Origin of the sequence: Sanguibacteroides sp. AM78-02pH3A (genome assembly GCF_027666085.1) — a bacterium.
Classification (GTDB): domain Bacteria; phylum Bacteroidota; class Bacteroidia; order Bacteroidales; family Marinifilaceae; genus Gabonibacter; species Gabonibacter massiliensis.
In genome coordinates this window covers 129,392-154,437 of the sequence record NZ_JAQEHX010000005.1, presented here as the reverse complement: position 1 = coordinate 154,437, position 25,046 = coordinate 129,392, and the positions used below count along the sequence as shown (strand labels likewise).

Here is a 25,046-nt window from a genome sequence, read left to right as displayed (position 1 = left end):
ATTTCATTGACTTTTTTTTATCTCTTTGAAAAGTTCCTGAATTCGTTCGGACGAATACGGAATAAAAGTCGGGATACTTGTCGTTGATCCGTTTATAATAATCGAAGGCGGAAAATGGGTTTATCCACTTCCGCCTTCGAACGGTTTTGCTTATCAATATGCTCCTCTTTAAGATAATTCCTTTTGTAGAGACTCGAGTAATTCTTTACCAACAAACTCCTCGAAGATTTCGGGTGTAGGTTTGTCTTTTTGCATCTTTAAAGCTGAAAGGTATTTGGCTTTATCCTCTCCCGGAATAACGATGAGCGGTTCGTTAAATAACATTTGGATGTAGTTCATCAACAGCAAGGCCACCTCGATATTTCCCTCTCCGAACGGTTTGATGTGCAGGAAGCGATAGTGGAAACGGGCTCCTAATTTTACCGTCATGATATCGTGCACCTGATCCAACTCTTCATTAACTTTCTTGCATAATTTGTCAAGCATATCCGGAATTTGAGTATAATCGGAGAGCACTCCTTCCTCGTAGTACTCTTCTCCCAAGCGGAAATCACCCAGTGACGTATCGTATCGGCCGACGGTGGTTGTCTCCTCTTTTCCCGTGTGTTTCATTACCAAGGCGCTGACATCCCGTACAAATTCCGAAGAAAATTTTTTCTGTTGTTTGGAACATCTGACAAGATACAAAAAGGCGGATTCCAAATCTTTTATTCTGTAAATGTCCCATTCGGTTATTCGTTCCGGGGTATTTTTTTCGTTGAGAACATCCAGAAAATCTTGCTTTTTAACTGTAATTCCTTCTAATCTGGCAATCTCGTAGAGTAATGTTTCCACTAAACGAGAGGGATAGCCTTGAGCTTTAATGTTATATTTATCGAGGTATTCAGCCCTCATTTTACATAATTCTTGCCACATTTTTCTTACTTTTTAGTTTGTGATAAGTACGTTCTCCAAAGAGAAATTGTTATGTTTTCGTGAGTTTTTCTTGGGGTGTTTTTATAACTTTGCCGCCTAAAAGAGTTATTTATGCTGAAGAGGAGTATTCATAATAATATACCTGTTTATCGGTTTACGGGATTGGGGAGTTGTTCTCGTCTTGTGCATTTTATTTCCGGTCGTGAAGGTGGTGTCAGTCGTGGAGGGCAGTCTTCTTTAAATATCGGTTTTACAGAGGAGGATAAGAGAGAGAATGTATTGAAGAATCGACAACTGTTATTGTCGGAAGTAGGAGTGGATTTATCGACGTTGACGACCGGGGAACAAAAACATACGACCCATGTCGAGGTCGTGCTTGAAAATAGCATCGGGTGCGGGGGAAGAGAACGGGAAACCCGTTTGCCGGAGACAGATGCCTTGATTACTGCTTTACCGGAGGTTTGTTTGATGGTGTTAGCCGCCGATTGCGTACCTATTTTACTTTACGATACGGAGAGGTGCGTGATTGCGGCGATTCATGCTGGATGGCGGGGAACGGTGGGGAAGATTACCTCTCGGGTCGTCGCCCGGATGGAAAAAGAGTTCGGATGTAATCCTAAAGACATAAGAGCCGGCATAGGACCTTCTATCGGGAAGTGTTGTTTTGAAGTGGGCGAAGAGGTCGTCGAGATCGTCCGGAAAAATTTGAATCGCTGGGAAGACTTGGTAGAGTCGGGGGAAAATCATGGGAAATACAATTTCGATTTGTGGGAAGCTAATCGCAGGGAGTTGACGGAGGCCGGTTTATGTTCCGGTTATATTGAAGTAGCCCGTATTTGTACGGTTTGTAATCGGGATCGTTTTTTCTCTTACCGGGGAGACCGGGGAGATACCGGGCGCTTCGGGGCTGGAATAATGATGAAGAAAAAGTGTTGACGGGAATTTACGGTATTCATGTTAGATTTTACGGCTATTGATTTTGAAACTGCCAATCGTTACCCGACAAGTGCATGCGCTATCGGTCTGGTTCAGGTACGAAACGGAAAAATCGTAAATGAATTTTTCCGTTTGATAAAGCCTGAGCCTTACTTTTTTTACCGGAAGTTTATAGATATACATGGAATCACCCCCGAGCAGGTTGCGGATGCTCCTTTATTTGAAGAGCTTTGGGGAGAGATTGCCTCTTTTTTGGACACGGATGCGTTGGTGGCCCATAACGCGAGTTTCGATATGCGGGTATTGAAAGCCTGTTTGGAGAGAGCTGATATTTATACCCGTTTACCCCAACATTATTGTACCTATCAGTTAACCCGGAGATATATAAAAGAGTTACCGAATTATCGTTTGAACACGGTGTGTGATTATTTCGGAATAGCGTTAAATCACCATGAAGCGCTGAGCGATGCCCGGGGAGCTGCTCAAATCATGTTGCAATTGGAGAATTATAAAAAATGACGGTATTACCGTCATTTTATTATAATTGGTTGATCATTTCCCGGAAAATTGCAGTCATTCGGGGTTGTGCATGATTGCCCACGTCTTGCACCTCTTCGTGATTTGTCTTTATCAGCTCTTCGTTAGCTGTACTATTGGTGATTACCGATATACCGAAACATTCCATATTCATATGTCGGGCTACAATAATCTCAGGTACCGTAGACATGCCCACGGCATCTCCTCCGATGACTCTTATCCAGTTATATTCTGCTGGTGTCTCGAAAGAAGGCCCTTGCAAGCCGGCGTATACACCTTTTTGTAGTTTAATATTCAGTTTCTTGCCGACCTCTTCCGCCAAATAGATTAATCTTTTACTGTAAGCCTCGGTCATGCCCGGGAAGCGAGGGCCCAGCTCCTCCATGTTTTTTCCCCGTAACGGATGTTCCGGGAAGAGATTGATATGGTCTTTTATGATCATGAGGTCTCCTACCAGGTAGTTGGTGTTTACTCCGCCTGCCGCATTGGAAACGAACAATGTTTTCACCCCTAAGGCGTGCATCACTCTCACGGGAAAAGTAACTTCCTTCATGCTGTATCCTTCGTAGAAGTGAAAGCGTCCCTGCATGGCGATCACGTTTTTATTACCGAATTGGCCGATCAACAGTTTACCTTGATGCCCTTCGACTGTCGATACCGGAAAGTTGGGGATTTCCGCGTAAGGGATAGCCTGTTTTATTTTAATGGATTTTCCGAGTTCTCCTAAGCCCGTACCAAGGATGATACCTATCGAATATTCTCCGTCTAAAAAAGGATAGATAAAATCTTTACTTTCTTTTATTTTGCTTAGCATAGTTGTGTATATTTTTGATGAGTTGATCTTTGGAAGTTAAAAATTCAGGTTCGATAGGTATATAAAACATACGTTCCCTAATTTCATCGGGAAACTCGTATGAAACCAAGCGGGTTGCGTCTTTTTCCGTTGTGAAAATGTACTTGTCCGGTTGATCCATTTTATTGAATTCCTGAATGATTTTCTGTATGTCGTTGTTCGTGAAACGATGATGATCCGGAAAAGTTAAAAAAGAGACCTGTCCGAAAAGCGTTTTCAAATGTTCCTGATAGGGGCCCGGTTGTGCGATCCCCGTAACGCATAAGACGACGCTATTATTATTTTTTAGGTATTTACTCTTGCCGTCCAACGGGGTAATGTCCCCGTATTTCATGGTGGTAAACAGCAGTTCCTGATAAGCTTTTAGCTTCAGATTTTTATAGATGATTCTTTTTTCTATCGGAGTGATATTGGAGGGACATTTGGTGATGATGACATAATTGGCCCGTTCCAAAGCGCTGTGATGTTCGCGTAACCGTCCCAAGGGAAGGAGATGATCCTTATAAATAGGACGGTTATAATCGATCAACAGGATATTGATATCCGCTTTCACGTATCGGTGTTGAAATCCGTCGTCAAGAATAATGATATCCGGAGGATTGGGTAATTGTTGTAGTTTTTTCACCCCTCTGACTCGGTCGGCATCGACGGCAACCGTGATATCCGGAAATTTATTTTTTATTTGCTTGGGTTCGTCTCCGATTTCGTCTGCCGTGGAATTTTCTGTCGCCAATATGTATCCAGATGTTTTGCGCTTGTATCCCCGGCTTAAACAGGCTACGCGATGGTCTTTCTGGAGTACGTTAATGATGGATTCCGTGTGGGGTGTTTTTCCCGTGCCTCCGATCGTGATATTACCGATACAGATGATGGGAACATCGAACTCTTTTGACTCGAGAAGACCCAGATTAAACAAACGGTTCCTGATACTTACGCCTAATCCGTAAAGTATGCTTAAAGGCCATAGGACAAGATATTTAACCACTATGCAGATTTTTAAAGTTAGTAATTGAACCTTACTGTTTCAGTTGAATGATACGTTGTAAGGGATACGTGCGACGGCTCCTTGTATACTTAACCATGTTTTTTGGGTCGTATACAGTTCGTAGTATGCCCCTAATTCGGATTTTATGATTTGGTTCTTTACTGTCTCCGAAAGATTTAAAATCAACTCTTCTATCGGATTTCTACTCGTTGGCAGTTCTACGATTTGGTATTGAGTTGATTTTATCTTGTCGGCTGCAATGCGTATGGCATCGTCCAAACCGCCGAGAATATCGACTAACCCGATGCTGAGGGCATCGGTACCCGTCCAGACTCTCCCCTGGGCGATTTCATCGACCGCCTCTTTACTCATGTGGCGTCCTTCGCTAACCCGACTTAAAAAGGTATCATATCCCCGGTTAATATAATTTTGCATAACGTTTCTTTCGTAAGAGGTAAGTGGCCTGGAGCTTACGGGAAGAGGAAGGGGATAACCGCCTCCGAAGTCGCTGTGTTCGTTGGTTTTTACGACGTTGGTAGAGATACCTAATTTATCCTTTATCAGTTCTTCACCGTTGAATAGAAGTCCGAAAATACCGATGGAGCCCGTTAATGTCATCGGGTCGGCGACGATCGTGTCGGCGGCGCATGAGATGTAATAGCCTCCGGAGGCCGCGACGTTGCCCATGGAAACAATGAATGGTTTGGCGTTGGCGGCTAATTTGACTTCCCTCCAGATGATTTCGGAAGTTAAGGCACTTCCTCCCGGGGAATTTACTCTCAAAACGATGGCTTTGATGCTTTGGTCTTCTCTGGCATTTCGGATCGTTTTGGCTAACTCCGGCCCGATCGTGTTTGAGTTTTGTTCGAAACCGATCTCTCCCTGGGCATAAATGACAGCTATTTTGTCGGCCGTGAAGTCGAGGTTAGGAGCTAAACTTTTGAAATAATCCGGTAATGAGGCTATCTCTACTTTTTGGTTGGCTTCCTGTCCGCAGGCCCTTTTCAGTTTATTCAACATCTCGTCCTCGTATATCGTCCCGTCGAAAAAGCCTTCTTGCTCGAACTCTTGTGTCGTGTATACCCGGAAGTTGTCGGTCAGTCGATTGATTTTCTCCACCGGAATATGCCGGGCTTCGGATATTCCTTGTATTTGAGTATTCCATAACGAGTTCAAGTAGGTTTGTATTTGTTCCCGGTTAGCCTCACTCATGTGATCGTCCATAAACGGTTCTACGGCGGCTTTGAACTTACCCACTCGGATGACCTCCGGTTTTACTCCTATTTTTTTCAGCAGATCTTTATAGAATGCGACTTCTGCGCTCATTCCGGTCAGTAAGAGCGGGGCTTCCGGATTGACAAAAAGGCTATCGGCGACGGATGCCAAATAATAACTTTTTTGCGAATATCCCAGATTGGAATAACTATAAATAAATTTTCCGCTTTTTTTGAAATCTATTAAGGCATTACGTATTTCTTCTATACTTCCCAATCCACCGAAGTTCGAGTTGATTTCGGTAAGATCCATATAAATACCGGCGATCCGGCTGTCTCCGGCCGCTTGATAAATACTTTTCAATATGTTGTTCAGTCCCATCAGTTTGCTGGGGGTCAACGATTTGAAATCGAAATTTTCAATCGGATTATCCGATGCTTTGTCGGGTATGGCATGTTGTAAGGAGAGTTTTAATATCGTATTGTCTTTGATGGTAACGGTCGTGGTCGACATACTGGCAATGGCACCGATCATCCCGATAAGTATAAAAAAGAAAAAAATATGTACGATGACGATACCGACGATTGTTGCTAATGTATACTTTAAGAAGCTTCTCATACTGTTTTTTTTAAAGATTAATCTTATTTGTGCAGCAATATGTTTTTTACAAATGTATACATATAATTTTGCTACAGCAAATTTAAAGTTAGGCTTATTTTGTTCGCGTTTGTTTTTTTAATAGTTTTACGCATACGTTGTAATTAAAATGAAGTATACGAATGAGCAAGTTTGAAGTTGTCGGAGGAAAACGTTTAAAAGGAGAACTTATCCCTCAGGGAGCAAAGAATGAGGCATTACAGGTGATATGTGCGACTTTGTTGACAAAAGAAAGGGTGACGATCAGTAATGTACCGGAAATATTGGATGTGTTGAAGTTGATAGAATTATTACGAGGAATGGGCGTGTCCGTAGAGAGGATTCGTAAAGGAGAGTATGCTTTTCAGGCCTCGGATATTGATTTCGGCTATTTGGACACCGAGGATTTTTATAATAAAGCGGCAAGTTTGCGGGGATCTATCATGATTCTTGGTCCGCTTTTGGCCATATACGGTTATGGATTGGTGCCGAAACCGGGAGGAGACAAAATCGGACGTCGTCGTTTGGATACCCATTTTTTAGGATTTGAGAACTTGGGGGCTTCTTTTGAATACGATGCCGTGAAAGGGTGTTTTAAGGCTTCCGCGCAAAAATTGAAAGGGGCCTATATGCTGTTGGATGAGGCTTCGGTGACAGGTACTGCCAATATCGTGATGGCTGCTGTTCTGGCGGAAGGTGTAACCACTATTTACAATGCAGCCTGCGAACCTTATATCCAACAGCTGTGCAAGATGTTGAATGCCATGGGAGCTAAAATTTCAGGTATCGCCTCCAATTTGTTGAGGATTGAAGGTGTAGCCTCTTTAAAAGGGTGCAGTCATCGTTGTTTGCCCGACATGATCGAGGTCGGGAGCTATATCGGGTTGGCGGCGCTGACCCGATCGGAGATTACGATTAAAGATGTTTGTATCGAGCAATTGGGCATTATTCCGGGGGCTTTTCGGCGTTTAGGAATCCGGGTGGAGGAACGAGGCGACGATCTGTATATTCCCCGGCAGGAACATTATTTGATTGAGGATTTTATTGACGGTTCCATTTTAACCGTTGCGGATGCTCCTTGGCCGGGGTTGACTCCTGACTTGTTGAGTGTGTTCCTGGTCGTTGCCACTCAGGCGAAAGGTAGTGTGCTGATTCATCAAAAAATGTTCGAAAGCCGGCTCTTCTTTGTCGATAAGTTGATAGATATGGGAGCTAAAATTATTTTGTGCGACCCGCACCGGGCTACGGTGATAGGGCAGAACCATGAATCCCAGTTGCGGGCAACGAAAATGACTTCTCCGGATATTCGTGCCGGAATCGCGTTGTTGATTGCCGCTCTTTCTGCCCAGGGAACAAGCGTAATTCATAATATCGATCAGATTGATCGCGGTTATGAAAACATTGACGAAAAATTGAACGCAATCGGGGCGGAGATCAGAAGAGTTTAACCTTCCCGCTTTAACACGAGTAAGGAATCCGGACATTCGGCAAAATGTTCGGATATTTTTTTACCGGTTAACGGATGTATAAAATCCGGTATGATCTCATTTAACGGGGTCAGGACAAAATTTCGTTCTGTTATCCGGGGATGGGGAATAACCAAATCAGGAGTATGTATGATGCATGAATCGTAAAACAAAATGTCGATGTCTATGGTACGGGAACAATATCGGGAGGAGGTGCGTTTTCTGCCGAGTATTTTTTCGGTTTCCATGCATTTTTTCAATACATTTTCAGCTGATAAGCAGGTTGAATATAGGGCTGCCTGGTTGTAAAACGTATCGGGAGATTCGAATCCCCACGGAGCCGTTTCGTATAAAGAGGAGATGCTGCGGATCTTCCCGATCTCTTCCATCAGCCTCATGGCTTCTTGAATGACAGCCTTTCGGTCACCCATATTACTTCCGAAAATAAGAGTTACCTCCATTATGAGCTTTGGGTTAATACGTTCATCTGTATAAATTTCAACCGGAGTGTCCGGATATGATTATTACCTCCGGACAAAGTTATTTTTTAGGCAGGGAGTTAATTGTGTTTTTTATAATGAATTTTTTTATTGTTGTTTCCGTTTGTATTCCCGTTTTTGGCTTGGGGTTTGTTGGCTGGTTTGCCTTTTTTTTGCAGGAGGTCTTTAGAGTGGGAGAGAGTCATGCCTTCTGGCATCTCAATATTGCCTCCGTATAACGTGTTGATATCATTGTAAATTTGCTCGTCTTCGACGGAATCTTTATTCCAGGTCAGGAATGATTTTTTCATGTGATTGGCCGTCAATACGGTTAGAACGCGCTTCAGTTCGGGATCGTCGGTTTCTTTTATTTTTTGGATTAATTTTTCGGTTAACAAACCGTAGTGTTTATATTTGATATGGTGGTTATTGTATTCTAATTTTTCGGGTTTCTCGTGTAATTTCTCTATAGACGGAAGAGGATAGGGAGTATCAATATCCAAACTGAAATTAGACATGATGGCCAGATGATCCCAAAGTTTATGACGGAAATCGGGAACATCCCGAAGGTGGGGATAAAGGTTTCCCATGACGCTGATTACGGTTTTGGCTGCACGGGTCCGTTCTTCCCGGTCTTCGATAGTCGATAAATGATCTATCATTTTTTGAATATTTCTTCCATACTCGGGAAGAATCAATTTCTTTCTTTGGGTATTATAATTATATGCCATGTATAGGATGTTTAAACTTTAAAATTGATTTTGGAAACTTCGGAATAAGAAAATTTCTACCGAAATAATTTAGTTTTATCTGTTATTGTCATAGAATATGGGACAAATATAATATAAATTGTTTATAAGTCATTAATATTAATCTTCTTGCACGTATAGTTTTGCAAATTTTAACAATAAAATCTTCTGACCGTGTTTGGAAAAATACACTTTCGCTTTTCTGTTTACTCCCAATCCTTCGAGGGAAATGACTTTTCCCGCCCCGAAATTAGGGTGAAAAATAACCATGTCCGGAACGACGGCATCTGTCGGTAGTATTTTCAGTTTGGAAGTATCTATTGCAGGTACTTCTACGTTTTTTAAAGGAGTTTGGTTTGTTCTGGCATATCTTTCTGTGTGTGCCGGCGTTTTGAAAACAGGTAGTTCGGATGACGGGCGGGCCGGGGCAAAGTATCCATCCAGGTAAAGCGGGTTCATTTCACCGATGAACCGGGAGGGTTTCGGATAGACGATGTTTCCGTTTTTATAGCGAGTAGTCGTGAAACTGATTAAAATCCGCTTTTCGGCCCGCGTTAGAGCCACGTAAAAAAGGCGTCGTTCTTCTTCCAAGGCAGATGGAGAGAAGGTACTTTGTTGAGCGGGGAAAAGATCTTCCTCTACACCGACTATAAATACGTTGGGAAACTCGAGACCTTTTGCCGCGTGAATCGTCATCAGGGTTACCTTTTCCCGATCTTCCGGTTTTTCACTGTCCTGATCCGTCAGAAGGGCTACACCTTCTAAGAACGCCGGGAGTTTATCTTCTCTTCCTTCTTTGTAAGCCGTTTCGCTGAATTCTTTAACGGCGTTCAATAATTCCTGGATGTTCTCTTTTCGGGATACCCCCTCCGGTGTATCATCCGTTGCCAGGTCTTCAACTATTCCGGAGGCTTTTGCTATCCGAGAGACTACCTCATAAGCATTTTCTGTTTCTGCCGATTGGGAGAAACCTGTTATCATCTCTCGGAAATGATTCAGTTTGCTGACGCTGCCGGCAGACAGGATGCCGGGAATTTTATTTAGATTGCAGAGTACGGTCCAAATACTGACGTTGTATTTGGTCGCAACTTCTTTCAGTTTGTCGATCGTCGTATCTCCGATACCCCGTCGCGGATAGTTGATGATTCGCTTCAACGCCTCTTCATCGTTTTGGTTTACCGTTAACCGTAAATAGGCTAACAGGTCTTTGATCTCCTTGCGCTGGTAGAAGGAGAGCCCTCCATATATCTTATACGGAATGTTTCTTTTACGAAGAGCCTCTTCCATGATTCTGGATTGGGCGTTGGTCCGATAGAGTATGGCAAAATGGCTGTAATCCGATTGTTCGGTTTGCGCTAACTTGAAAATTTCGTTCGCTACTTGAAATCCTTCCTCTTTGTCCGACATCGTTTTCAATACGCGGATCTTCTCTCCCTCTTCGTTTTGAGAAAAGATGGTCTTGGGTATCTGTTCTTTGTTTTTGCAGATAATACTGTTAGCAGCCTCCACGATCGTTGTGGTCGAACGATAGTTTTGCTCCAATTTACAAAGTTTATATTCCGGATAATCGTTTCGGAAATTCAGGATATTCTCAATCCTGGCTCCCCGAAATGAATAGATGCTTTGGGCATCGTCTCCCACGACACATATATTTTTATGTATCTCGGACAGTTTTTTGATGATGAGATATTGGGAGTAGTTCGTGTCCTGATACTCATCCACTAAAATGTAATTGAATTTTTGCTGGTACTTGGCCAATATTTCGGGAAAATCCCTGAAAAGAATATTGGTTTGCAACAGCAGATCGTCAAAGTCCATGACATCGCTTTGCTTGCAGCGAAGCTGATAGTATTTGTATATTTCACTGACCATCGGCTTTTTGGCAGCCTGGTCTGCAGCTGTAATCTTGGCCGATTGAGCATAAGCCTGAGCTATGATCAGGTTGTTTTTAGCCATGGATATCCTGCCGAGTACGTCGCTCGGTTTATATACCTTGTCGTCCAGTCGTAAATCTTTGATAATGGATTTGATCAGGTTCTTGGAGTCTTGCGAGTCATATATGGTAAAATTAGAACTGTAACCGAGGTGTGAGGCTTCCGTTCTCAATATTTTGGAAAAAACGGAGTGAAATGTCCCCATCCATAAATTGGCTGCCTGCTCTTGTCCGACAAGCGCTGCAATGCGTCGTTGCATCTCTCTGGCGGCTTTGTTCGTGAAGGTAAGGGCTAAAATGCGATAAGCCGGAACTCCTTTACTTAGGAGTTGAGCTATCCGGTAGGTCAAGACACGGGTTTTTCCCGAGCCTGCTCCTGCAATGACAAGTGTTGGCCCTTCCGTGTTAAGCACGGCTTCTTTTTGACGCTCATTTAACTCATTTGCAAAATCCACGATAATTTTTTTCAGGGAAGAGATTTTCTTCCGAATTTCTTTTGGAAAAGAGTCTTTAAATCGTTACGAGACTCCTTTTCTACCGGTACAAAAATATAAAATCCTTTTTAATTCGGGAGAGATATGTTCCATATTTTTAGAATTGTTGTTTTTCTGTTCGGACCGACGGAATCATAAATAGGGATGAGGTTGAAAAAGGACGAATGAATATTCCGATTGTAAATAAAAGTAGTATCTTTAAAACGTAAAAATTGATTTATGCAAGCAAAATACGCTTATAACGGTTTGATCGGAAAATACTATCTTGTTGAAAAGGACGGGAGGTTGGTCCGGTTATGGTTAGGAGATCGGGTATCGTTGGCTCCGGCTGAGATTGAAATGAAAGAGACCCCCCTGATTCGAGAAGCTAAAAGTCAGTTAGACGCTTATTTCGATAAACGTCTTCAAGTGTTTGATTTACCTTTAGCCCCGGAAGGGACTCTCTTCCAAATGAAAATATGGGAACTCTTAAGGTCGATACCTTACGGGTGTACGATCACTTATGGCGAATTGGCCGAGAGGGCCGGAGATAAGAATGCTTGTCGTGCGGTCGGGATGGCGAATGGCCGTAATCCGCTTCCTGTTTTTATCCCCTGCCATCGGGTGGTCGGGGCCGGAGGTAAGCTGACCGGTTACACGGGAGGTCTGGAGGTGAAAATGAAATTGTTGCGGTTAGAGGGCATCGAGTGGCTGTAATATCATATCCGGTTTACGAAGTTGATGCTGTGACAGGCTACTATTCCGGCGGTTTCTGTTCGTAATCGGCTTTCACCTAACGTGATAGGGATGAAATGATGAGAAAAAGCCGAGAGAATTTCTTTTTTTGAGAAATCGCCTTCCGGTCCGATTAATATCGTGGCATTACTTTCCGGGGAGTATACCTCGTCTAACCTTTTTTTGTCTCCTTCTTCACAGTGGGCGATATATTTTACCCCGTTCCGCTCTTTTGCTATAAAAGTTTGGAATTCTGTCAACGGATTCAATACGGGGCGGTAGGCCTTTAAAGATTGTTTCATGGCGGAAACGATGACTTTTTCCAAACGATCCGGTTTGATTATTTTCCGTTCGGAATGATCGCATAGGAGAGGGGTAATCTCATCAATCCCGATCTCCGTGCATTTTTCTAAAAACCATTCCATACGTTCTATGTTTTTGGTCGGAGCGATGGCAATGTGAAGATGAAAATTTCTTTTTCCGTAATTCTCTTTTTTCTCGATACAACGAACCTCGCAACGTTTGATGTCAGCTCGGATGATCTCGCATCGGTAAAAACCGCCGCGTCCGTCAATCAGATGTACTTCATGGCCCGTTTCCAGCCGGAGAACTTTAATACAATGTTTGGACTCCTCTTCCGACAAAATGTATTTTTCTCCATCAATATCCGGAGTATAAAACAGATGCATAATTTTAGATTTATTGATGATGCAAAAATAGAAAATCCGAATCAATTTGCAATTGATTCGGAGGTGCGTAAAGCCCGAAAGTAATTTTAGATTTATGATGATGGTTCTGAATTTTCCCTCTTTAAATCATAAATCTAAAATCCTCCTCCCAATCCATGCCTCCCCCAATCTTTTAATCTCTCGATCTCTAATTCTTGTCTTGCATTTGAAATCGGAAAGAGCTATCCCGGCATTTGGGGATAGCTCTTCGTACAGTTCGAAAAGGGTTCATCACTATTCGTCGGCTTCCTCTTCGTGGTACGCCTTAAGCAACTCTTCCTGGATCTCTCCCGGAACTTTTTCATAACCGGAGAAACTCATCGTGAAGGTTGCACGACCACCGGTAATAGAGCTTAAAGCGGTTGAATAGCGTTGCATCTCTTTCAGGGGTACTTTTGCCATTAGCTTCTGAAATCCCGAATCGGCTTCCATTCCCATGATAATAGCCCGACGTGTTTGTAAATCGCCCATTACATCGCCCATGCAATCATCCGGCACGAGGACCTCGACATCATAGATCGGTTCCAATATCTTGGGATTAGCCTGTTTGAAAGCCGTGCTGAAAGCGTTACGTCCGGCTAATTTGAACGAGATTTCATTGGAATCCACGGGATGCATTTTCCCGTCGTATACACATACCCGAATATCGCGGGCATAGGATCCGGTTAGCGGACCTTCTTCCATTTTTTCCATAATACCTTTCAAGATAGCAGGCATAAAGCGGGCCTCGATAACACCTCCGACAATACAGTTGTAAAATACGAGTTTTCCCCCCCACGGTAAATCTACTTCTTCCTTGTCTTTAATCGACATTTTGGTGTCGACATTATTGATCTTGTAAGATACCGGATCTGGCATTCCTTCGGTATAGGGTTCAATGACCAGGTGAACCTCTCCGAATTGTCCGGCTCCTCCGGATTGTTTTTTATGCCGATAATCGGCGTACGAGTATTTGGTGATGGTCTCCCGGTAAGGTATTTTGGGGGGAATGAATTCAATTTCGATTTTATCGTTATGTTCGATACGCCATTTCATGGTGTTCAGATGGAATTCTCCCTGTCCGGAGATAATCATCTGTTTTAATTCTTTCGAATACTCCACGTTGAAAGTGGGGTCTTCCTGGTGGATCCGTTGTAAAACCTCTGCCAGTTTTTCGTCGTCGCTGTTATTGACGGCTTTTACTGCCGTCCTGAAGCGCGGGTTCGGATAAACGATTCGGGCGAATTGGTAATCGCAGTCTTTTGTGTTTAACGTATCCCCGTTTCCTGTATTTTTCAATTTCACGGTTGCCCCGATGTCGCCGGCCATCAGTTCGGTCACCTTTGTCCGGTTCTTTCCGGCGACGACGTAGAGTTGGGATATACGTTCTTTCGTGTCTGTATTTACGTTGTAAAGGTCGTCTCCTTCGTGGATGGTACCGGAAGCTACCTTGAAGTAGATAACTTCGCCCAAATGCGGCTCGACGGTGGTGTTAAACATGTAAAGAGAGGTCGGGCCTTTCTCGTCATAAGGAACTGCGACACCCTCTACCGTAACGGACGGAGGCATTTCATTGGCTTTCGGAGCGACGTTGATAAGGAATTCCATGAATCGGCGTACACACATGTCTTTTTCAGCAGATACGCAGAATACGGGGAACATGTCGCGGTTTACCAAGCCCTTCCGGATGCCTGAGCGCATCTCGTCTTCTGTCAGGCTGCCCTTTTCGAAAAATAATTCCATCAGGTTTTCGTCATTTTCTGCGGCGGCCTCGATCAGTGCGTTGTGTAATTCGTTGGCTTTTTCTTCTTCTTCCGCGGGAATGGGAAGTACGTCCGGTTTCCCTCCTTCAGGTTTCCATTGGTACATCTCCATCTTTAACACATCAATGACTTTATTGAAACCGGTACCTTGGTTTACCGGGTATTGAACCAGAACGACTTTAGAACCGAAAGCGGCTTTGGCTTGTTCCACCGTATGTTCGAAATTGGATTTTTCGTGATCTAATTGATTGATAACAAAAATCAATGGCTTGTTGAGTTTTTTGGCATGACGGCTAATGATTTCCGTTCCGACCTCGACACCTCTTACGGCATTTATGACCATTACCCCGGCGTCGACAACATTTAGCGCAGAGATAACTCCACCGACAAAGTCGTCAGCACCCGGAGTGTCTATGAAATTGAGTTTGTGCTCTTTCCATTCCGTGTATAGCACGGCAGGAAATACGGATGAACCGTATTCTTGCTCTACCGGACGATAGTCGGATGAGGTGTTTTTGGCACTAACGCTACCTCTGCGCGGGATGACCCCGCCTTCATACATCATGGCTTCTGCCAACGTGGTCTTGCCCGAACCGGAGCTACCCACTAAGGCAATGTTCTTAATTTCGTTTGGTTTATAGGTTTTCATTGTAATACCTTTAAAGTTAATATTTATATTACAAATAATCTCATAAAGATTCAACGATCACAAAGTAGTAAAGTTTTTATTAAAATACAATAGTTAATGTCATTCTTGGTGAAAATAGTATGTAGTATGGGAGGAATGCTATATTTTTGTCAGGAAAACATGACAAAAATAATTTGGCGTGTTTTTTGTATGCCATTAATAGAATCAAAATTTTAAATGTATATGACAGAAACAGCGATGAGACCCGATATTTGGATTTGGGTAATATTTATTGGATTTACTTTGTTAAGCTGGTTGATTAGCCAGCAATTGAAAAGCAGATTTAAAAAATATTCGAATATTCCCACGGCGAATGGAATGACGGGAAAAGATGTAGTTGAGAAAATGTTACGGGATAATGGGATACAAGGGGTGAAGATCGGGAGTGTTGAAGGACAGCTGACCGATCATTATAATCCCGCGGATAAGACCATTAACCTGAGTAAGGAGGTTTACTATGGAGCCAATATTGCTGCCGCTGCCGTTGCCGCGCATGAATGCGGTCATGCTTTACAGCATGCGAAGGCTTATCAAATGTTGAAATTGCGTTCTTCTTTGGTACCTGTTGTCAGCTTTGCCTCTCATTGGGTACAATGGATTTTGTTGGCCGGTATATTGATGGTAAATACTTTTCCCAGTTTGTTGTTGATTGGCATCTGTTTGTTTGCCACGATCACTCTATTTAGTTTTGTCACCCTACCCGTGGAGATCGATGCCAGTCACAGGGCTTTGGTGTGGTTACGTTCCTCGGGAATTACCGATAACCAAACTCAGGGATATGCTTTCGATGCGTTGAAGTGGGCAGCTTATACCTATGTGATAGCTGCTTTATCCTCTTTAGCTACCTTACTCTATTACGTCATGATTTATTTGGGACGTAGAAATTAAAATAAATAAAGTCGGCTAAAATCAGCCGACTTTATTATTTAAAGACTTCAACTCGTCCGGTCTTTGACATTAAAAAATAATTTATGACTTACGATCGGATTCCTGATCTTGAATTTTAAAATCTACAATCGTCGATCTTTTTTAATCACCCAATCATTAAATTAGTAATTATATTTAATCTACAATTGGAACGCTTTACGGATTGTCTCCACGTAATCTAATTTTTCCCACGTGAATAGTTCTACTTCTTTCTCGATCGTCGGCCAATAGTTCGAGGAGTATGTTTTTTTTACCATACGGGGTGTACGTCCCATATGACCGTAACTTGCGGTTTCCAAATATATCGGGTTGCGGAGTTTCAAACGCTCTTCTATGGCTTTCGGGCGCAGATCGAAAATCTCTTCTATTTTCCGGGCAATGTCGGAGTCGTTCAAATTTATTTTTGCTGTTCCGTAAGTATTCACGAAGATACCGACTGGTTTGGCTATGCCGATGGCGTAAGAGATCTGGATCAGAATTTCGTCGGCAATTCCGGCGGCAACCATATTTTTAGCGATGTGGCGAGCGGCGTAGGCTGCAGAACGGTCTACCTTGGATGGATCTTTTCCCGAAAAGGCACCTCCCCCGTGTGCACCTTTACCTCCGTAGGTGTCTACAATGATTTTTCTTCCGGTAACGCCGGTATCTCCATGAGGACCCCCGATTACGAATTTTCCGGTCGGATTGACATGTAAAATTAGATTTTCATCGAAAAGAGCTTGTACCCGCTCCGGCAATTGAGCTTTCACTCTCGGTAAAAGGACGTGAATGATATCCTGCCGGATTTGGTCAACCATTTCTGCATCTGCGGTTAATTGCGCTTCAAGTGTTTGTTTTTCTGGATGAATAAATTCGTCATGCTGGGTGGAAATCACGATCGTGTGAATCCGTAACGGTTTATTATTGTCTCCGTATTCGATGGTTACTTGCGATTTGGAATCGGGACGAAGGTAAGTCATTTTCTCCTTTTCTTTCCGAATCCGCGCCAACTCGTATAATAAAAGGTGCGATAATTCTAAAGACAAAGGCATATAGTTGTCTGTTTCGTTACAGGCATACCCGAACATCATGCCTTGATCTCCGGCCCCTTGTTCCATCGGATCCTCTCTTACCACTCCCCGGTTGATATCGGGTGATTGTTCATGAATGGCACTTAGTACGCCACAACTGTTTCCGTCAAACATGTACTCGCTTTTCGTGTAACCGATGCGGTTGATCACATCGCGGGCGATTTGTTGGACGTCTACGTAGGTGTTGGTTTTTATCTCTCCGGCAATGACGGTTTGTCCTGTTGTGACTAACGTCTCGCAGGCTACTTTCGCATTGGGGTCGAAGGCGATGATCTTGTCGAGAATCGCATCTGAGATCTGATCGGCCACCTTATCCGGATGGCCTTCGGATACGGATTCTGAAGTAAATAAATATCCCATACTGATTATAAGTTAATTTTTTGATTAAATCATTTTTACCAAGAGAATTCGTGATTTAGCGATTCCGAGATGGCTAATCTCTCAATTACATAATCTTTTAATCTCTTAATCGTCAACGGAAAGTACATGGATGGTTGAATCAGAATCGGTTCGCGTTTTAGCACTTTTTTTCCGTGGTTGCAATCAGCCAAATCTTTCCACTTTTTTCGGAGACAAAGATATGGAATTTATTCGGAAGAAATCTTGCTTTACAAGATAAATAATCAAAATAAATGTATCGTTTGAGTACAAAATATAAGGATATTCGAATGACGGATCACCTTCTTAAGGTAAATTCGGAAATCTATATCTGTATCGCGTGTTATTTTTTGCGTTCTATCTCCCGTAAGTTTTCCATCTTTTTCTTTTGTAAAAAGCCGTGGATATCTTCTAAATGTTCTTTGACCCGTTTATTCCCGAATTCGTATACTTTTTTCACTAATCCGCTTAAAAAATCCCGGTCGTGTGATACGACAATCAGGGTTCCGTCAAAATCGATCAAGGCGTTTTTTAAAATATCTTTGGTTTTTAAATCCAAATGGTTGGTCGGCTCATCCAAAATCAACAGATTCACCGGCGATAGAAGGAGTTTAATCATGGCTAAACGGGTTCTTTCCCCTCCTGATAAGACTTTGACCCTTTTGTCGATATCGTCGCCGCTAAACATAAAAGCCCCCAATAAATCTTTGATCTTGCTTTTTAGTTCGCTTGGTGTAACGTCGTCTACGGTTTGATAGACCGTCAGGCTTTCATCCAATAACGAGGCTTGATTTTGGGCGAAATAACCGATTTGTACGTTATGTCCGAGGTTTAGCTTTCCCGTGTAGTCGTCAATTTCTCCCATAATACATTTTACCAGCGTGGACTTTCCCTCTCCGTTGCGTCCGACAAAAGCCACTTTCTCCCCTCGCTCGATAGTGAAATGGGCCCCCTCGAATACCGCGTGATCTCCGTAACTTTTAGACAAATCCTGAACAATAACCGGATAATTGCCGGAACGGGGTGCGGGTGGAAATTTTAATCTTAAGGCTGAGGTATCCTCCTCATCTACTTCTAAAATCTCTAATTTTTCTAACATCTTCACCCTGGACTGAACCTGTAATGTTTTGGAATAAGTTCCTTTAAAACGTTCGATAAACTCTTTTGTTTCGGCAATCATTTTCTGTTGTTCGTCATAAGCTTTTTGTTGCTGTATACGCCTCTCTTGTCGCAGAATGAGATATTGCGAGTAATTTACCTTGTAATCGTATATCCGCCCCATGGTGACTTCTATGGTTCGGGTGGTGATATTGTCGACGAAAGTCCGGTCGTGTGAAATAACAACGACCGCTTTTCCGTTATTGATAAGAAACTCTTCCAACCATTGAATGGAATCGATGTCCAGGTGGTTGGTAGGTTCGTCTAATAAAAGCACGTCCGGATTTTTCAGTAGCATTTTAGCCAATTCGATGCGCATTCTCCATCCTCCGCTGAAATCACCGGTCGGGCGGTCGAAATCTTCCCGCTGGAAGCCCAATCCGAGAAGGATTTTTTCAACGTCGGCCTCGTAGTGAGTAGCATCGATACTGTAATATTTCTCACTTAACGTGGAGACCTCCTCTATTAACTTGTAATACTCCGGAGAGTCATAGTCTGTTCTTTCGGTTAGTTGTCGATTAAGCTCTTCTATTCGTTTCTCCATGGCGAAAAGGTGGGCGAAAGCCTGAGAGGTTTCTTCGAATACGGATCGGCTGTTCTCGGTCATCAGGTGCTGAGGCAGATAGGCTATAACCGTGTCTTTGGGTATGGAAATATTACCCCGGTTGGGTTGCCGTTCTCCCGCGAGTATTTTCAACAGGGTCGATTTGCCCGCCCCGTTTTTTCCCATTAGGGCAATTCGATCTTTCTCGTTAATGACAAATGATATATCCTTGAATAAAGCTCTGTCTCCAAATTCTACCGTCAATCCGTCTACTGAAATCATATATTAAAGTTAAAAATACCTGAACAGATTAAGCGTCGAATAATTTTCTATTTAACGCTTGTTTTTAATTGCGGTGCGAAGATAGAATAAATTATCTGTTTGGCAAGGTTATCCGTTTGTAGAATAGTCTAAAGAACGAAGCGGTTTAGTAATTTCTCTTTTTCGCGATGAGGTCGTTTTAAGAAATATTATGGAAATTGAATTGTGATCTTTGGATTATTAACTATTTTTGCTCTAAAGATGCTTTATCCAAAACGATTAAAAATGGGTGTGTTAAAAATTCAGGAACGGGTGGAAATAAGACAATTGTACCGCGATTATTATGAACCATTGGTGTTGTGGGCGGATACGATTGTGAAAGATATGAGTTTGGCGGAGGATGTCGTGCAGGAATTTTTTATTCGTTTGTGGGAAAAAAGGTTATACGAGCATTTAAAACAGGAATATTTAAAGTCTTACCTGTATACTTCCGTACGGAATTTAGCTTTGCGGAAATTGCAAAACAAAAAGAAGATAGAGAATTTACCTGATATCGCACTCGTGGAGAGAGTGTGGGAGGAGGTTGATCATACGCATGACGAACTCATCAAGCGTGTTATGGATGAGATTCAAAAACTCCCCCCCAGAAGCAGGGAGATACTGGAGTGCGTTCATCTGAAAAATATGAAATATGCCGAGGTAGCGGAAGAGATGGGAGTCTCCGTTTCCACGGTTAAAACGTTATTGGTTCGTTGCGTGAAATCTTTACGTCAATCTGTAGAAGGAAGTATATTACTGTTTTATATTTGCGTGGTAAACAAGGTTAAATACACTGTCGTTTCCAGGAAATAATCAAAAAATAATGTTATACCGGTCTTAGAACAAGTGGTCTTTGCTAAATAATGGCAAAGGCTATTTTTTTATGATAATTTTTTTCATAAAAAATATAATTCGTTGTCAACCGTTTTAAAGAGTCATGTCTATTATTAATAAAATAATAAAAATAGGATATGAAAGAAGAGGATTGGGATATAAAATTATTGGATTACATCACCGGAGAGGTAATTGATGAAGAGGAGAGGCGGAAGATCGAGTTATGGATCGCCGAGAACGATAAAAATCGAGCCTATTTTGAGCAGATACAAATCGATTATCTGAGGCAACGCTGGTTCTTCCGGAGTAAGTTGATCTGTCGTAAAGAGCCCTTGAAGCTCCGTTCGAGAAGAAGGCATTTGGTGTATATTACTTCTGTAGCCGCTTCTCTTTTATTGTTAGCGGGCTTCTTTGTGTTACGGAACGGGGAGGAGAGGGTTCCGGTTATGAAGGGCTATGCCGGAGAGATGATCACCCCTGGAACCTTTAAGGCGAAACTGCTTCTCTCTTCCGGGCAGGAGGTGGTGTTGACGAAAGGGAAGGGTGAGCTTAGGGAGCAGGCGCAGGTGCGGGTATTGACCAATGAGTCGGGGGAGTTGGTTTATCAACCGCAAGAAGATACTCTTCGAGAGGAGGTGTACAATACTCTTTCGGTGGAACGGGGATGCGAATATAAAGTAAACTTTTCGGATGGTTCTGTCGCCTGGGTAAACTCGGCTACAGAGATAGAGTATCCTATTGTTTTCCTGGGGGATAAAAGGGTGGTTAAGCTAAAAGGAGAAGCTTATTTTCAGATTAAATCCGACGCTCAAAAGCCTTTTGTCGTTTTGGCCGATGGTGTGGAGGTGAAAGTAACGGGCACGGAGTTCAACGTGAATACCCATTGGCATAACTCGGTGGAAACGGTATTGGTGAAAGGCGAAGTTTACGTGAAAAAGGATAGTATGGAATTACAAATGAGACCTTCGCAACGGGTGGTTTACGATCCGTCCAAAAATGAAATGTACAAGGAGGATGTGAATGTTGAGAAATATATCGCTTGGAAAAACGGGGATTTTATATTCAGTGAAGAGCGATTGGAGGATATCATGGATAAACTCTCTTTGTGGTATGATTGTCATGTCTTTTTCAAAAATCAGGCATTGAAAGAGGAGCGTCTGTCCGGAGATATGAAAAAATACGGTAAGATAGAAGAGTTGCTTCACTTCTTTGAGAGCAGTATGGATGTGAAATTTAAAATAGAGGGAAAAACCATTATAGTTGAAAATAAATAAAAAACGGAAGGATCGGCCAATCCTTCCGTTTGTAGCAACATTATCGACGATGATAATGCTCATTAATAATCTAAATTACAAATTTATGAAAAAAAATGAAGATCGTAAAGAAAATTTACGGCCCAATCAGAAAATCTTTAAAGTCATGAAAATCACTTTATTTCTGATGTTTGTGCTCATGTTCCAAGTGAAAGGAGAAATTTTTTCTCAAAACCAGCGTGTCAACCTGGATTTGGAGAATTGTAGCGTGGAAGAGTTTTTTAAAGAGATTAGAAAACAGACGGGAGTTCGCTTTATGTACAAGAGCGAATACGTGAAAAAAATGTCTCGTTTCGATGTCAAAGCAAAAAACAGGGAATTGAAAGAATTGTTGGATGACGTGTTCAAGGGTTCCGGGCTGATGTGCTTATTTGAAGAGAATGTTATCGTGTTGGTGAAGCAAAATACGGTGGAACCCCAGCAGAAAGAAGGGAAGAGGATAAAAGGAAGGGTCATCGATAAAAAAGGGGCTCCCATGGTCGGGGCGACTGTCCTTATAAAAGGGACAACAAGAGGGGTTATGGTCGATACTGCCGGTCGTTTTTCACTTGTATTGCCGGATATACCCGATATGACGCTTGTATTTCGTTTTATCGGGATGGAAACCAAAGAGATAAAATTGAAGGATATTAAGGATGAAGAGGTTTTAGCCGGAAAGAAAGATTACGTGGTGACCTTGGTTGAATCGGTAGAGAGTCTGGATGACGTGGTGGTTACCGGATATGCCAATGTCAGGAAAGAGTCTTACACGGGAACGGCTATTCGGGTCGAGGGTAAGGATATATTGAAAGTGGCCAATCGTAATATTATTTCGACTCTTCAGGTTTTCGATCCCTCTTTTCGTATCATGGAAAATAATGTTATGGGGTCCAATCCGAATGCTATTCCGGAATTTTATATCCGGGGACAGTCCGGTATCGGCAATTTGAACCTTTCGGATATCAGTGAGACCAGAACGAAGAATAATCCGAACCTGCCTATTTTCATATTGGACGGATTGGATGTAAGTGTGGAGAAAATCTATGATATGGACCCGAATCGGATTCATAGTATCACGATATTGAAAGACGCCGCGGCTACGGCTGTATACGGATCGCGTGCTTCTAACGGTGTGGTTGTTATCGAAACGGTAGCCCCGAAAGCCGGAAAATTTAATATTACCTATAATTTGACGGGAACCATTACGGCCCCCGACCTTTCCAGCTATGATTATTTCGATGCGGCTGAAAAGTTGGAAGTGGAGAAGTTAGCCGGTTATTATGAGATCAACCCGCCCAATAACGGGATTCGTCAGGTGTATTCCGAGCTGATAAAGAAACAAATGGCTTTGGCCAAAGGAGTGAATACCGATTGGTTGGCTTTACCTTTACGTGTGGGATACAATCATAAACACAGTGTGGCCATTGACGGCGGTAACGATAATATCCGTTATGGGATCAATCTTTTTTATGACCAGCAAAAGGGAGTAATGAAGAAAGATTTACGTAGCCGGCTCGGGACGGAATTGCGTATCGATTATCGATTGTCCAATCTGAATGTAATTAATAGGATTTCTTTTAATAAGGTACTTGCCAAAAATTCGCCTTACGGTACTTTTTCCGATTATGTAAATCAATTGCCGTATAATGAATTGTATGATGAGTTTGGAAACTATCTTTATAAATTCAACACCTGGCATAGCGGTTCCATTTATGTTAACCCGATGTACGAGGGAGCGGAAACGAAGAACTTCGGCAAGACGACCACGGAAGAGTTCTCCGATAACCTGTTGATAGACTGGTATCTGAACGAGCATCTGAACATTAAGGCTCAAATCGGCTTTACCCGGACGACCACATCCGGAAAAAACTTTACCGATCCGGCTTCCGGTAAATATTTTAGCGGTTCGGATGATACTCCGAAAGGAAGTCTGTCGACCTCGGAAGGGAAAGCTTTCGACTGGACGACTAATTTGCAGGTACTTTATAACCGTTCTATCGGTGTTAATCATATCAGCGGTTCCATCGGTATAAATACGACCGAGAAATATTACTCTTCCGTGGGTATCAACTACAGGGGATTCCCTTCGGGAAGTTTAAACTCGATCATGTATGCCCAGGAGATCGTGGGGAAACCTTCAGAGTCGGACAATCATACTCGTTTGGCCGGGGCTTTTGTCCGTTTGAATTATTCTTATAACGATATCTATCTGTTTGACGGGTCTTTGCGTTTTGACGGCTCCTCCGAGTTCGGTTCGGACAAAAAATTTGCGCCTTTCTATTCGGCAGGTTTCGGGGTGAACTTTCATAATTATAAATTTTTAAAGGGAAATCCGGTGTTGACGCAACTAAAATTGACCGGAACTTTCGGTCAGACGGGTAAATTGGATTTTGAACCTTACGCCGCGAAGGATGTTTATGAAATTTTCTCCGAAAATTGGTATGCTACCGGGATGGGAGTCAAGTTGATGGCGTTGGGAAATTCCGATTTGAAGTGGGAAAAGAAAAACAGTTACGACCTGAAGTTGGAGGTAGATCTTTATAACGGGTTGTTTTATGCACAGTTCGGTTATTATAATGCGGTTACAAATGATATGATTACGCGAATAGCCGTACCTTCCTCTTTCGGATTTACCTCGTATTACGATAATATGGGCAAGGTGGAAAATATCGGTTATGAACTGAATATTAAGTCTAATCTCGTTCGGACGAGGGATTGGTTCGTGGGGGTATATGGGAATATGGCACATAATAAAAATAAGATTTTGAAGATCGCCAACTCGTTGAAACGTTATAACGATATGGTGGATGACTATTATTCTGATTACAGGGGATATGATGCGAAATACGCGAAACCTTTTACCAAATACGAGGAGGGCGGATCAACAACCTCTATTTACGGAATGAAATCTTTGGGGATAGATCCTTCCAGCGGACAAGAAGTTTTCGTGAGAAAAGACGGGACCATCACGTACGAGTGGGAGGCCAACGAACAGCAGATATTAGGTAATACCTTACCGGATATACAGGGGGCATTCGGAATAAATCTCCAGTGGAAAACCTTGAGCCTTTTTGCCAGTTTTATGTATGAATTCGGGGGACAGGCTTATAACGAGACCATTCCTACCCGCATAGAGAGCGTGGATTTATATAACTACAATGCGGATCGGCGCGTGCTCACGGATAGATGGATAAATATAGGAGATATTACCCCGTTGAAAGATATTGCCGATCGAACGAATTACTCTCGTCCGACGTCCCGTTTCGTTCAAGATAATAATTTGTTGAAATTTAATTCTTTAAGTGTTGCGTGGACCGTGACGGAAGGATTCGTGAAAAAATTGAGGATGAGTCAGTTTAAATTGCAATTCACGATGAACGACGTGGCTTATTGGTCGACCGTAAAGCAGGAACGGGGAACCAGCTATCCTTTTGCCAGGAATTTTGATTTTACCTTAGGTATAAGTTTCTAAC

19 protein-coding genes are annotated in these 25,046 nt (G+C 42.6%); 8 read left to right on the top strand and 11 right to left on the bottom strand.

Going from position 1 to position 25,046, the window contains the following annotated elements; all coding sequences use genetic code 11:
- Positions 1–168: 168 nt before the first annotated feature.
- Positions 169–915 carry a Fic family protein gene (locus tag PGR74_RS09470; RefSeq protein WP_041502825.1) on the bottom strand — a complete coding sequence of 249 codons (747 nt, stop codon included), beginning with the start codon at positions 913–915 and terminating at the stop codon, positions 169–171.
- A 111-nt stretch (positions 916–1,026) separates the two neighbouring features.
- On the opposite strand from PGR74_RS09470, the gene pgeF reads away from it, so the two are divergent.
- Positions 1,027–1,851 (top strand): peptidoglycan editing factor PgeF, encoded by an 825-nt coding sequence (gene pgeF / locus PGR74_RS09465; RefSeq protein WP_041502826.1) that lies wholly within the window; start codon positions 1,027–1,029, stop codon positions 1,849–1,851.
- Between the two features lie 18 nt (positions 1,852–1,869).
- Positions 1,870–2,370: a 3'-5' exonuclease gene (locus PGR74_RS09460; RefSeq protein ID WP_041502827.1), complete on the top strand. Its 501-nt coding sequence runs from the start codon at positions 1,870–1,872 to the stop codon at positions 2,368–2,370.
- A gap of 19 nt (positions 2,371–2,389) precedes the next feature.
- On the opposite strand, the gene PGR74_RS09455 is transcribed toward PGR74_RS09460, so the two are convergent.
- The 3 genes from PGR74_RS09455 to sppA are packed head-to-tail and all read right to left on the bottom strand — an operon-like array spanning position 2,390 to position 6,059.
- Positions 2,390–3,202 carry a purine-nucleoside phosphorylase gene (locus PGR74_RS09455; protein WP_041502828.1) on the bottom strand — a complete coding sequence of 271 codons (813 nt, stop codon included), beginning with the start codon at positions 3,200–3,202 and terminating at the stop codon, positions 2,390–2,392.
- Positions 3,177–4,226: a tetraacyldisaccharide 4'-kinase gene (lpxK, locus tag PGR74_RS09450; protein ID WP_316929907.1), complete on the bottom strand. Its 1,050-nt coding sequence runs from the start codon at positions 4,224–4,226 to the stop codon at positions 3,177–3,179. Before lpxK ends, PGR74_RS09455 begins: the two co-directional genes overlap by 26 nt.
- Positions 4,227–4,265: 39 nt before the next feature.
- A complete protein-coding gene (gene sppA / locus PGR74_RS09445; protein ID WP_041502830.1) occupies positions 4,266–6,059 on the bottom strand; it encodes a signal peptide peptidase SppA in 1,794 nt (597 codons plus the stop codon).
- A 161-nt stretch (positions 6,060–6,220) separates the two neighbouring features.
- Here sppA and murA point away from each other — a divergent pair, with 161 nt between their 5' ends.
- Entirely contained in the window at positions 6,221–7,525 is a 1,305-nt protein-coding gene (gene murA / locus PGR74_RS09440; RefSeq protein ID WP_041502831.1) for a UDP-N-acetylglucosamine 1-carboxyvinyltransferase, read from the top strand.
- On the opposite strand, the gene folK is transcribed toward murA, so the two are convergent.
- The 3 genes from folK to PGR74_RS09425 all read right to left on the bottom strand — a co-directional run bounded on the left by folK (position 7,522) and on the right by PGR74_RS09425 (position 11,159).
- Positions 7,522–8,004: a 2-amino-4-hydroxy-6-hydroxymethyldihydropteridine diphosphokinase gene (folK, locus tag PGR74_RS09435; protein WP_041502832.1), complete on the bottom strand. Its 483-nt coding sequence runs from the start codon at positions 8,002–8,004 to the stop codon at positions 7,522–7,524. The genes murA and folK overlap by 4 nt on opposite strands.
- Before the next feature lie 98 nt (positions 8,005–8,102).
- Positions 8,103–8,753, bottom strand: coding sequence for a DUF4290 domain-containing protein (locus PGR74_RS09430; RefSeq protein WP_041502833.1), 651 nt, complete (start codon positions 8,751–8,753; stop codon positions 8,103–8,105).
- A 138-nt stretch (positions 8,754–8,891) separates the two neighbouring features.
- A complete protein-coding gene (locus PGR74_RS09425; protein WP_181416496.1) occupies positions 8,892–11,159 on the bottom strand; it encodes an ATP-dependent helicase in 2,268 nt (755 codons plus the stop codon).
- A 258-nt stretch (positions 11,160–11,417) separates the two neighbouring features.
- Here PGR74_RS09425 and PGR74_RS09420 point away from each other — a divergent pair, with 258 nt between their 5' ends.
- On the top strand, positions 11,418–11,894 hold the full coding sequence (locus PGR74_RS09420) for a methylated-DNA--[protein]-cysteine S-methyltransferase (RefSeq protein WP_041502835.1): 477 nt from the start codon (positions 11,418–11,420) through the stop codon (positions 11,892–11,894).
- Positions 11,895–11,896: 2 nt separating this feature from the next.
- On the opposite strand, the gene PGR74_RS09415 is transcribed toward PGR74_RS09420, so the two are convergent.
- Entirely contained in the window at positions 11,897–12,601 is a 705-nt protein-coding gene (locus PGR74_RS09415) for a 16S rRNA (uracil(1498)-N(3))-methyltransferase (protein WP_041502836.1), read from the bottom strand.
- Positions 12,602–12,874: 273 nt separating this feature from the next.
- Positions 12,875–15,031 (bottom strand): elongation factor G, encoded by a 2,157-nt coding sequence (locus tag PGR74_RS09410; protein ID WP_041502837.1) that lies wholly within the window; start codon positions 15,029–15,031, stop codon positions 12,875–12,877.
- Between the two features lie 222 nt (positions 15,032–15,253).
- Between PGR74_RS09410 and PGR74_RS09405 the strand changes: the two genes are divergently transcribed.
- On the top strand, positions 15,254–15,958 hold the full coding sequence (locus PGR74_RS09405; protein WP_082027575.1) for a zinc metallopeptidase: 705 nt from the start codon (positions 15,254–15,256) through the stop codon (positions 15,956–15,958).
- Positions 15,959–16,137: 179 nt separating this feature from the next.
- Here the strand turns inward: PGR74_RS09405 and metK are convergent, their stop codons facing one another.
- Together metK and PGR74_RS09395 are read right to left on the bottom strand one after the other, a co-directional pair.
- Entirely contained in the window at positions 16,138–17,427 is a 1,290-nt protein-coding gene (gene metK / locus PGR74_RS09400; RefSeq protein WP_041502838.1) for a methionine adenosyltransferase, read from the bottom strand.
- Positions 17,428–17,788: 361 nt separating this feature from the next.
- Complete coding sequence (locus PGR74_RS09395; protein WP_041502839.1) at positions 17,789–19,429, bottom strand: ABC-F family ATP-binding cassette domain-containing protein; 1,641 nt, start codon at positions 19,427–19,429, stop codon at positions 17,789–17,791.
- Between the two features lie 264 nt (positions 19,430–19,693).
- Here PGR74_RS09395 and PGR74_RS09390 point away from each other — a divergent pair, with 264 nt between their 5' ends.
- The 3 genes from PGR74_RS09390 to PGR74_RS09380 all read left to right on the top strand — a co-directional run bounded on the left by PGR74_RS09390 (position 19,694) and on the right by PGR74_RS09380 (position 25,045).
- Positions 19,694–20,260: an RNA polymerase sigma factor gene (locus tag PGR74_RS09390; RefSeq protein WP_270516977.1), complete on the top strand. Its 567-nt coding sequence runs from the start codon at positions 19,694–19,696 to the stop codon at positions 20,258–20,260.
- 158 nt (positions 20,261–20,418) lie between these two features.
- A complete protein-coding gene (locus PGR74_RS09385) occupies positions 20,419–21,555 on the top strand; it encodes a FecR family protein (protein ID WP_270516975.1) in 1,137 nt (378 codons plus the stop codon).
- 85 nt (positions 21,556–21,640) lie between these two features.
- The gene (locus tag PGR74_RS09380) at positions 21,641–25,045 is read left to right on the top strand and encodes a SusC/RagA family TonB-linked outer membrane protein (RefSeq protein WP_270516973.1); all 3,405 of its coding nucleotides are present in this window, start codon (positions 21,641–21,643) and stop codon (positions 25,043–25,045) included.
- The last annotated feature ends 1 nt before the right edge of the window (position 25,046 follow it).

What these genes read in the sequence shown, in the direction of transcription:
- PGR74_RS09470 (WP_041502825.1), bottom strand. Translation starts at nt 915, where the DNA reads ATGTGGCAAGAATTATGTAAAATGAGGGCTGAATACCTCGATAAATAT.
- pgeF (WP_041502826.1), top strand. Translation starts at nt 1,027, where the DNA reads ATGCTGAAGAGGAGTATTCATAATAATATACCTGTTTATCGGTTTACG.
- PGR74_RS09460 (WP_041502827.1), top strand. Translation starts at nt 1,870, where the DNA reads ATGTTAGATTTTACGGCTATTGATTTTGAAACTGCCAATCGTTACCCG.
- PGR74_RS09455 (WP_041502828.1), bottom strand. Translation starts at nt 3,202, where the DNA reads ATGCTAAGCAAAATAAAAGAAAGTAAAGATTTTATCTATCCTTTTTTA.
- sppA (WP_041502830.1), bottom strand. Translation starts at nt 6,059, where the DNA reads ATGAGAAGCTTCTTAAAGTATACATTAGCAACAATCGTCGGTATCGTC.
- murA (WP_041502831.1), top strand. Translation starts at nt 6,221, where the DNA reads ATGAGCAAGTTTGAAGTTGTCGGAGGAAAACGTTTAAAAGGAGAACTT.
- folK (WP_041502832.1), bottom strand. Translation starts at nt 8,004, where the DNA reads ATGGAGGTAACTCTTATTTTCGGAAGTAATATGGGTGACCGAAAGGCT.
- PGR74_RS09430 (WP_041502833.1), bottom strand. Translation starts at nt 8,753, where the DNA reads ATGGCATATAATTATAATACCCAAAGAAAGAAATTGATTCTTCCCGAG.
- PGR74_RS09420 (WP_041502835.1), top strand. Translation starts at nt 11,418, where the DNA reads ATGCAAGCAAAATACGCTTATAACGGTTTGATCGGAAAATACTATCTT.
- PGR74_RS09415 (WP_041502836.1), bottom strand. Translation starts at nt 12,601, where the DNA reads ATGCATCTGTTTTATACTCCGGATATTGATGGAGAAAAATACATTTTG.
- PGR74_RS09410 (WP_041502837.1), bottom strand. Translation starts at nt 15,031, where the DNA reads ATGAAAACCTATAAACCAAACGAAATTAAGAACATTGCCTTAGTGGGT.
- PGR74_RS09405 (WP_082027575.1), top strand. Translation starts at nt 15,254, where the DNA reads ATGACAGAAACAGCGATGAGACCCGATATTTGGATTTGGGTAATATTT.
- metK (WP_041502838.1), bottom strand. Translation starts at nt 17,427, where the DNA reads ATGGGATATTTATTTACTTCAGAATCCGTATCCGAAGGCCATCCGGAT.
- PGR74_RS09395 (WP_041502839.1), bottom strand. Translation starts at nt 19,429, where the DNA reads ATGATTTCAGTAGACGGATTGACGGTAGAATTTGGAGACAGAGCTTTA.
- PGR74_RS09390 (WP_270516977.1), top strand. Translation starts at nt 19,694, where the DNA reads ATGGGTGTGTTAAAAATTCAGGAACGGGTGGAAATAAGACAATTGTAC.
- PGR74_RS09385 (WP_270516975.1), top strand. Translation starts at nt 20,419, where the DNA reads ATGAAAGAAGAGGATTGGGATATAAAATTATTGGATTACATCACCGGA.
- PGR74_RS09380 (WP_270516973.1), top strand. Translation starts at nt 21,641, where the DNA reads ATGAAAAAAAATGAAGATCGTAAAGAAAATTTACGGCCCAATCAGAAA.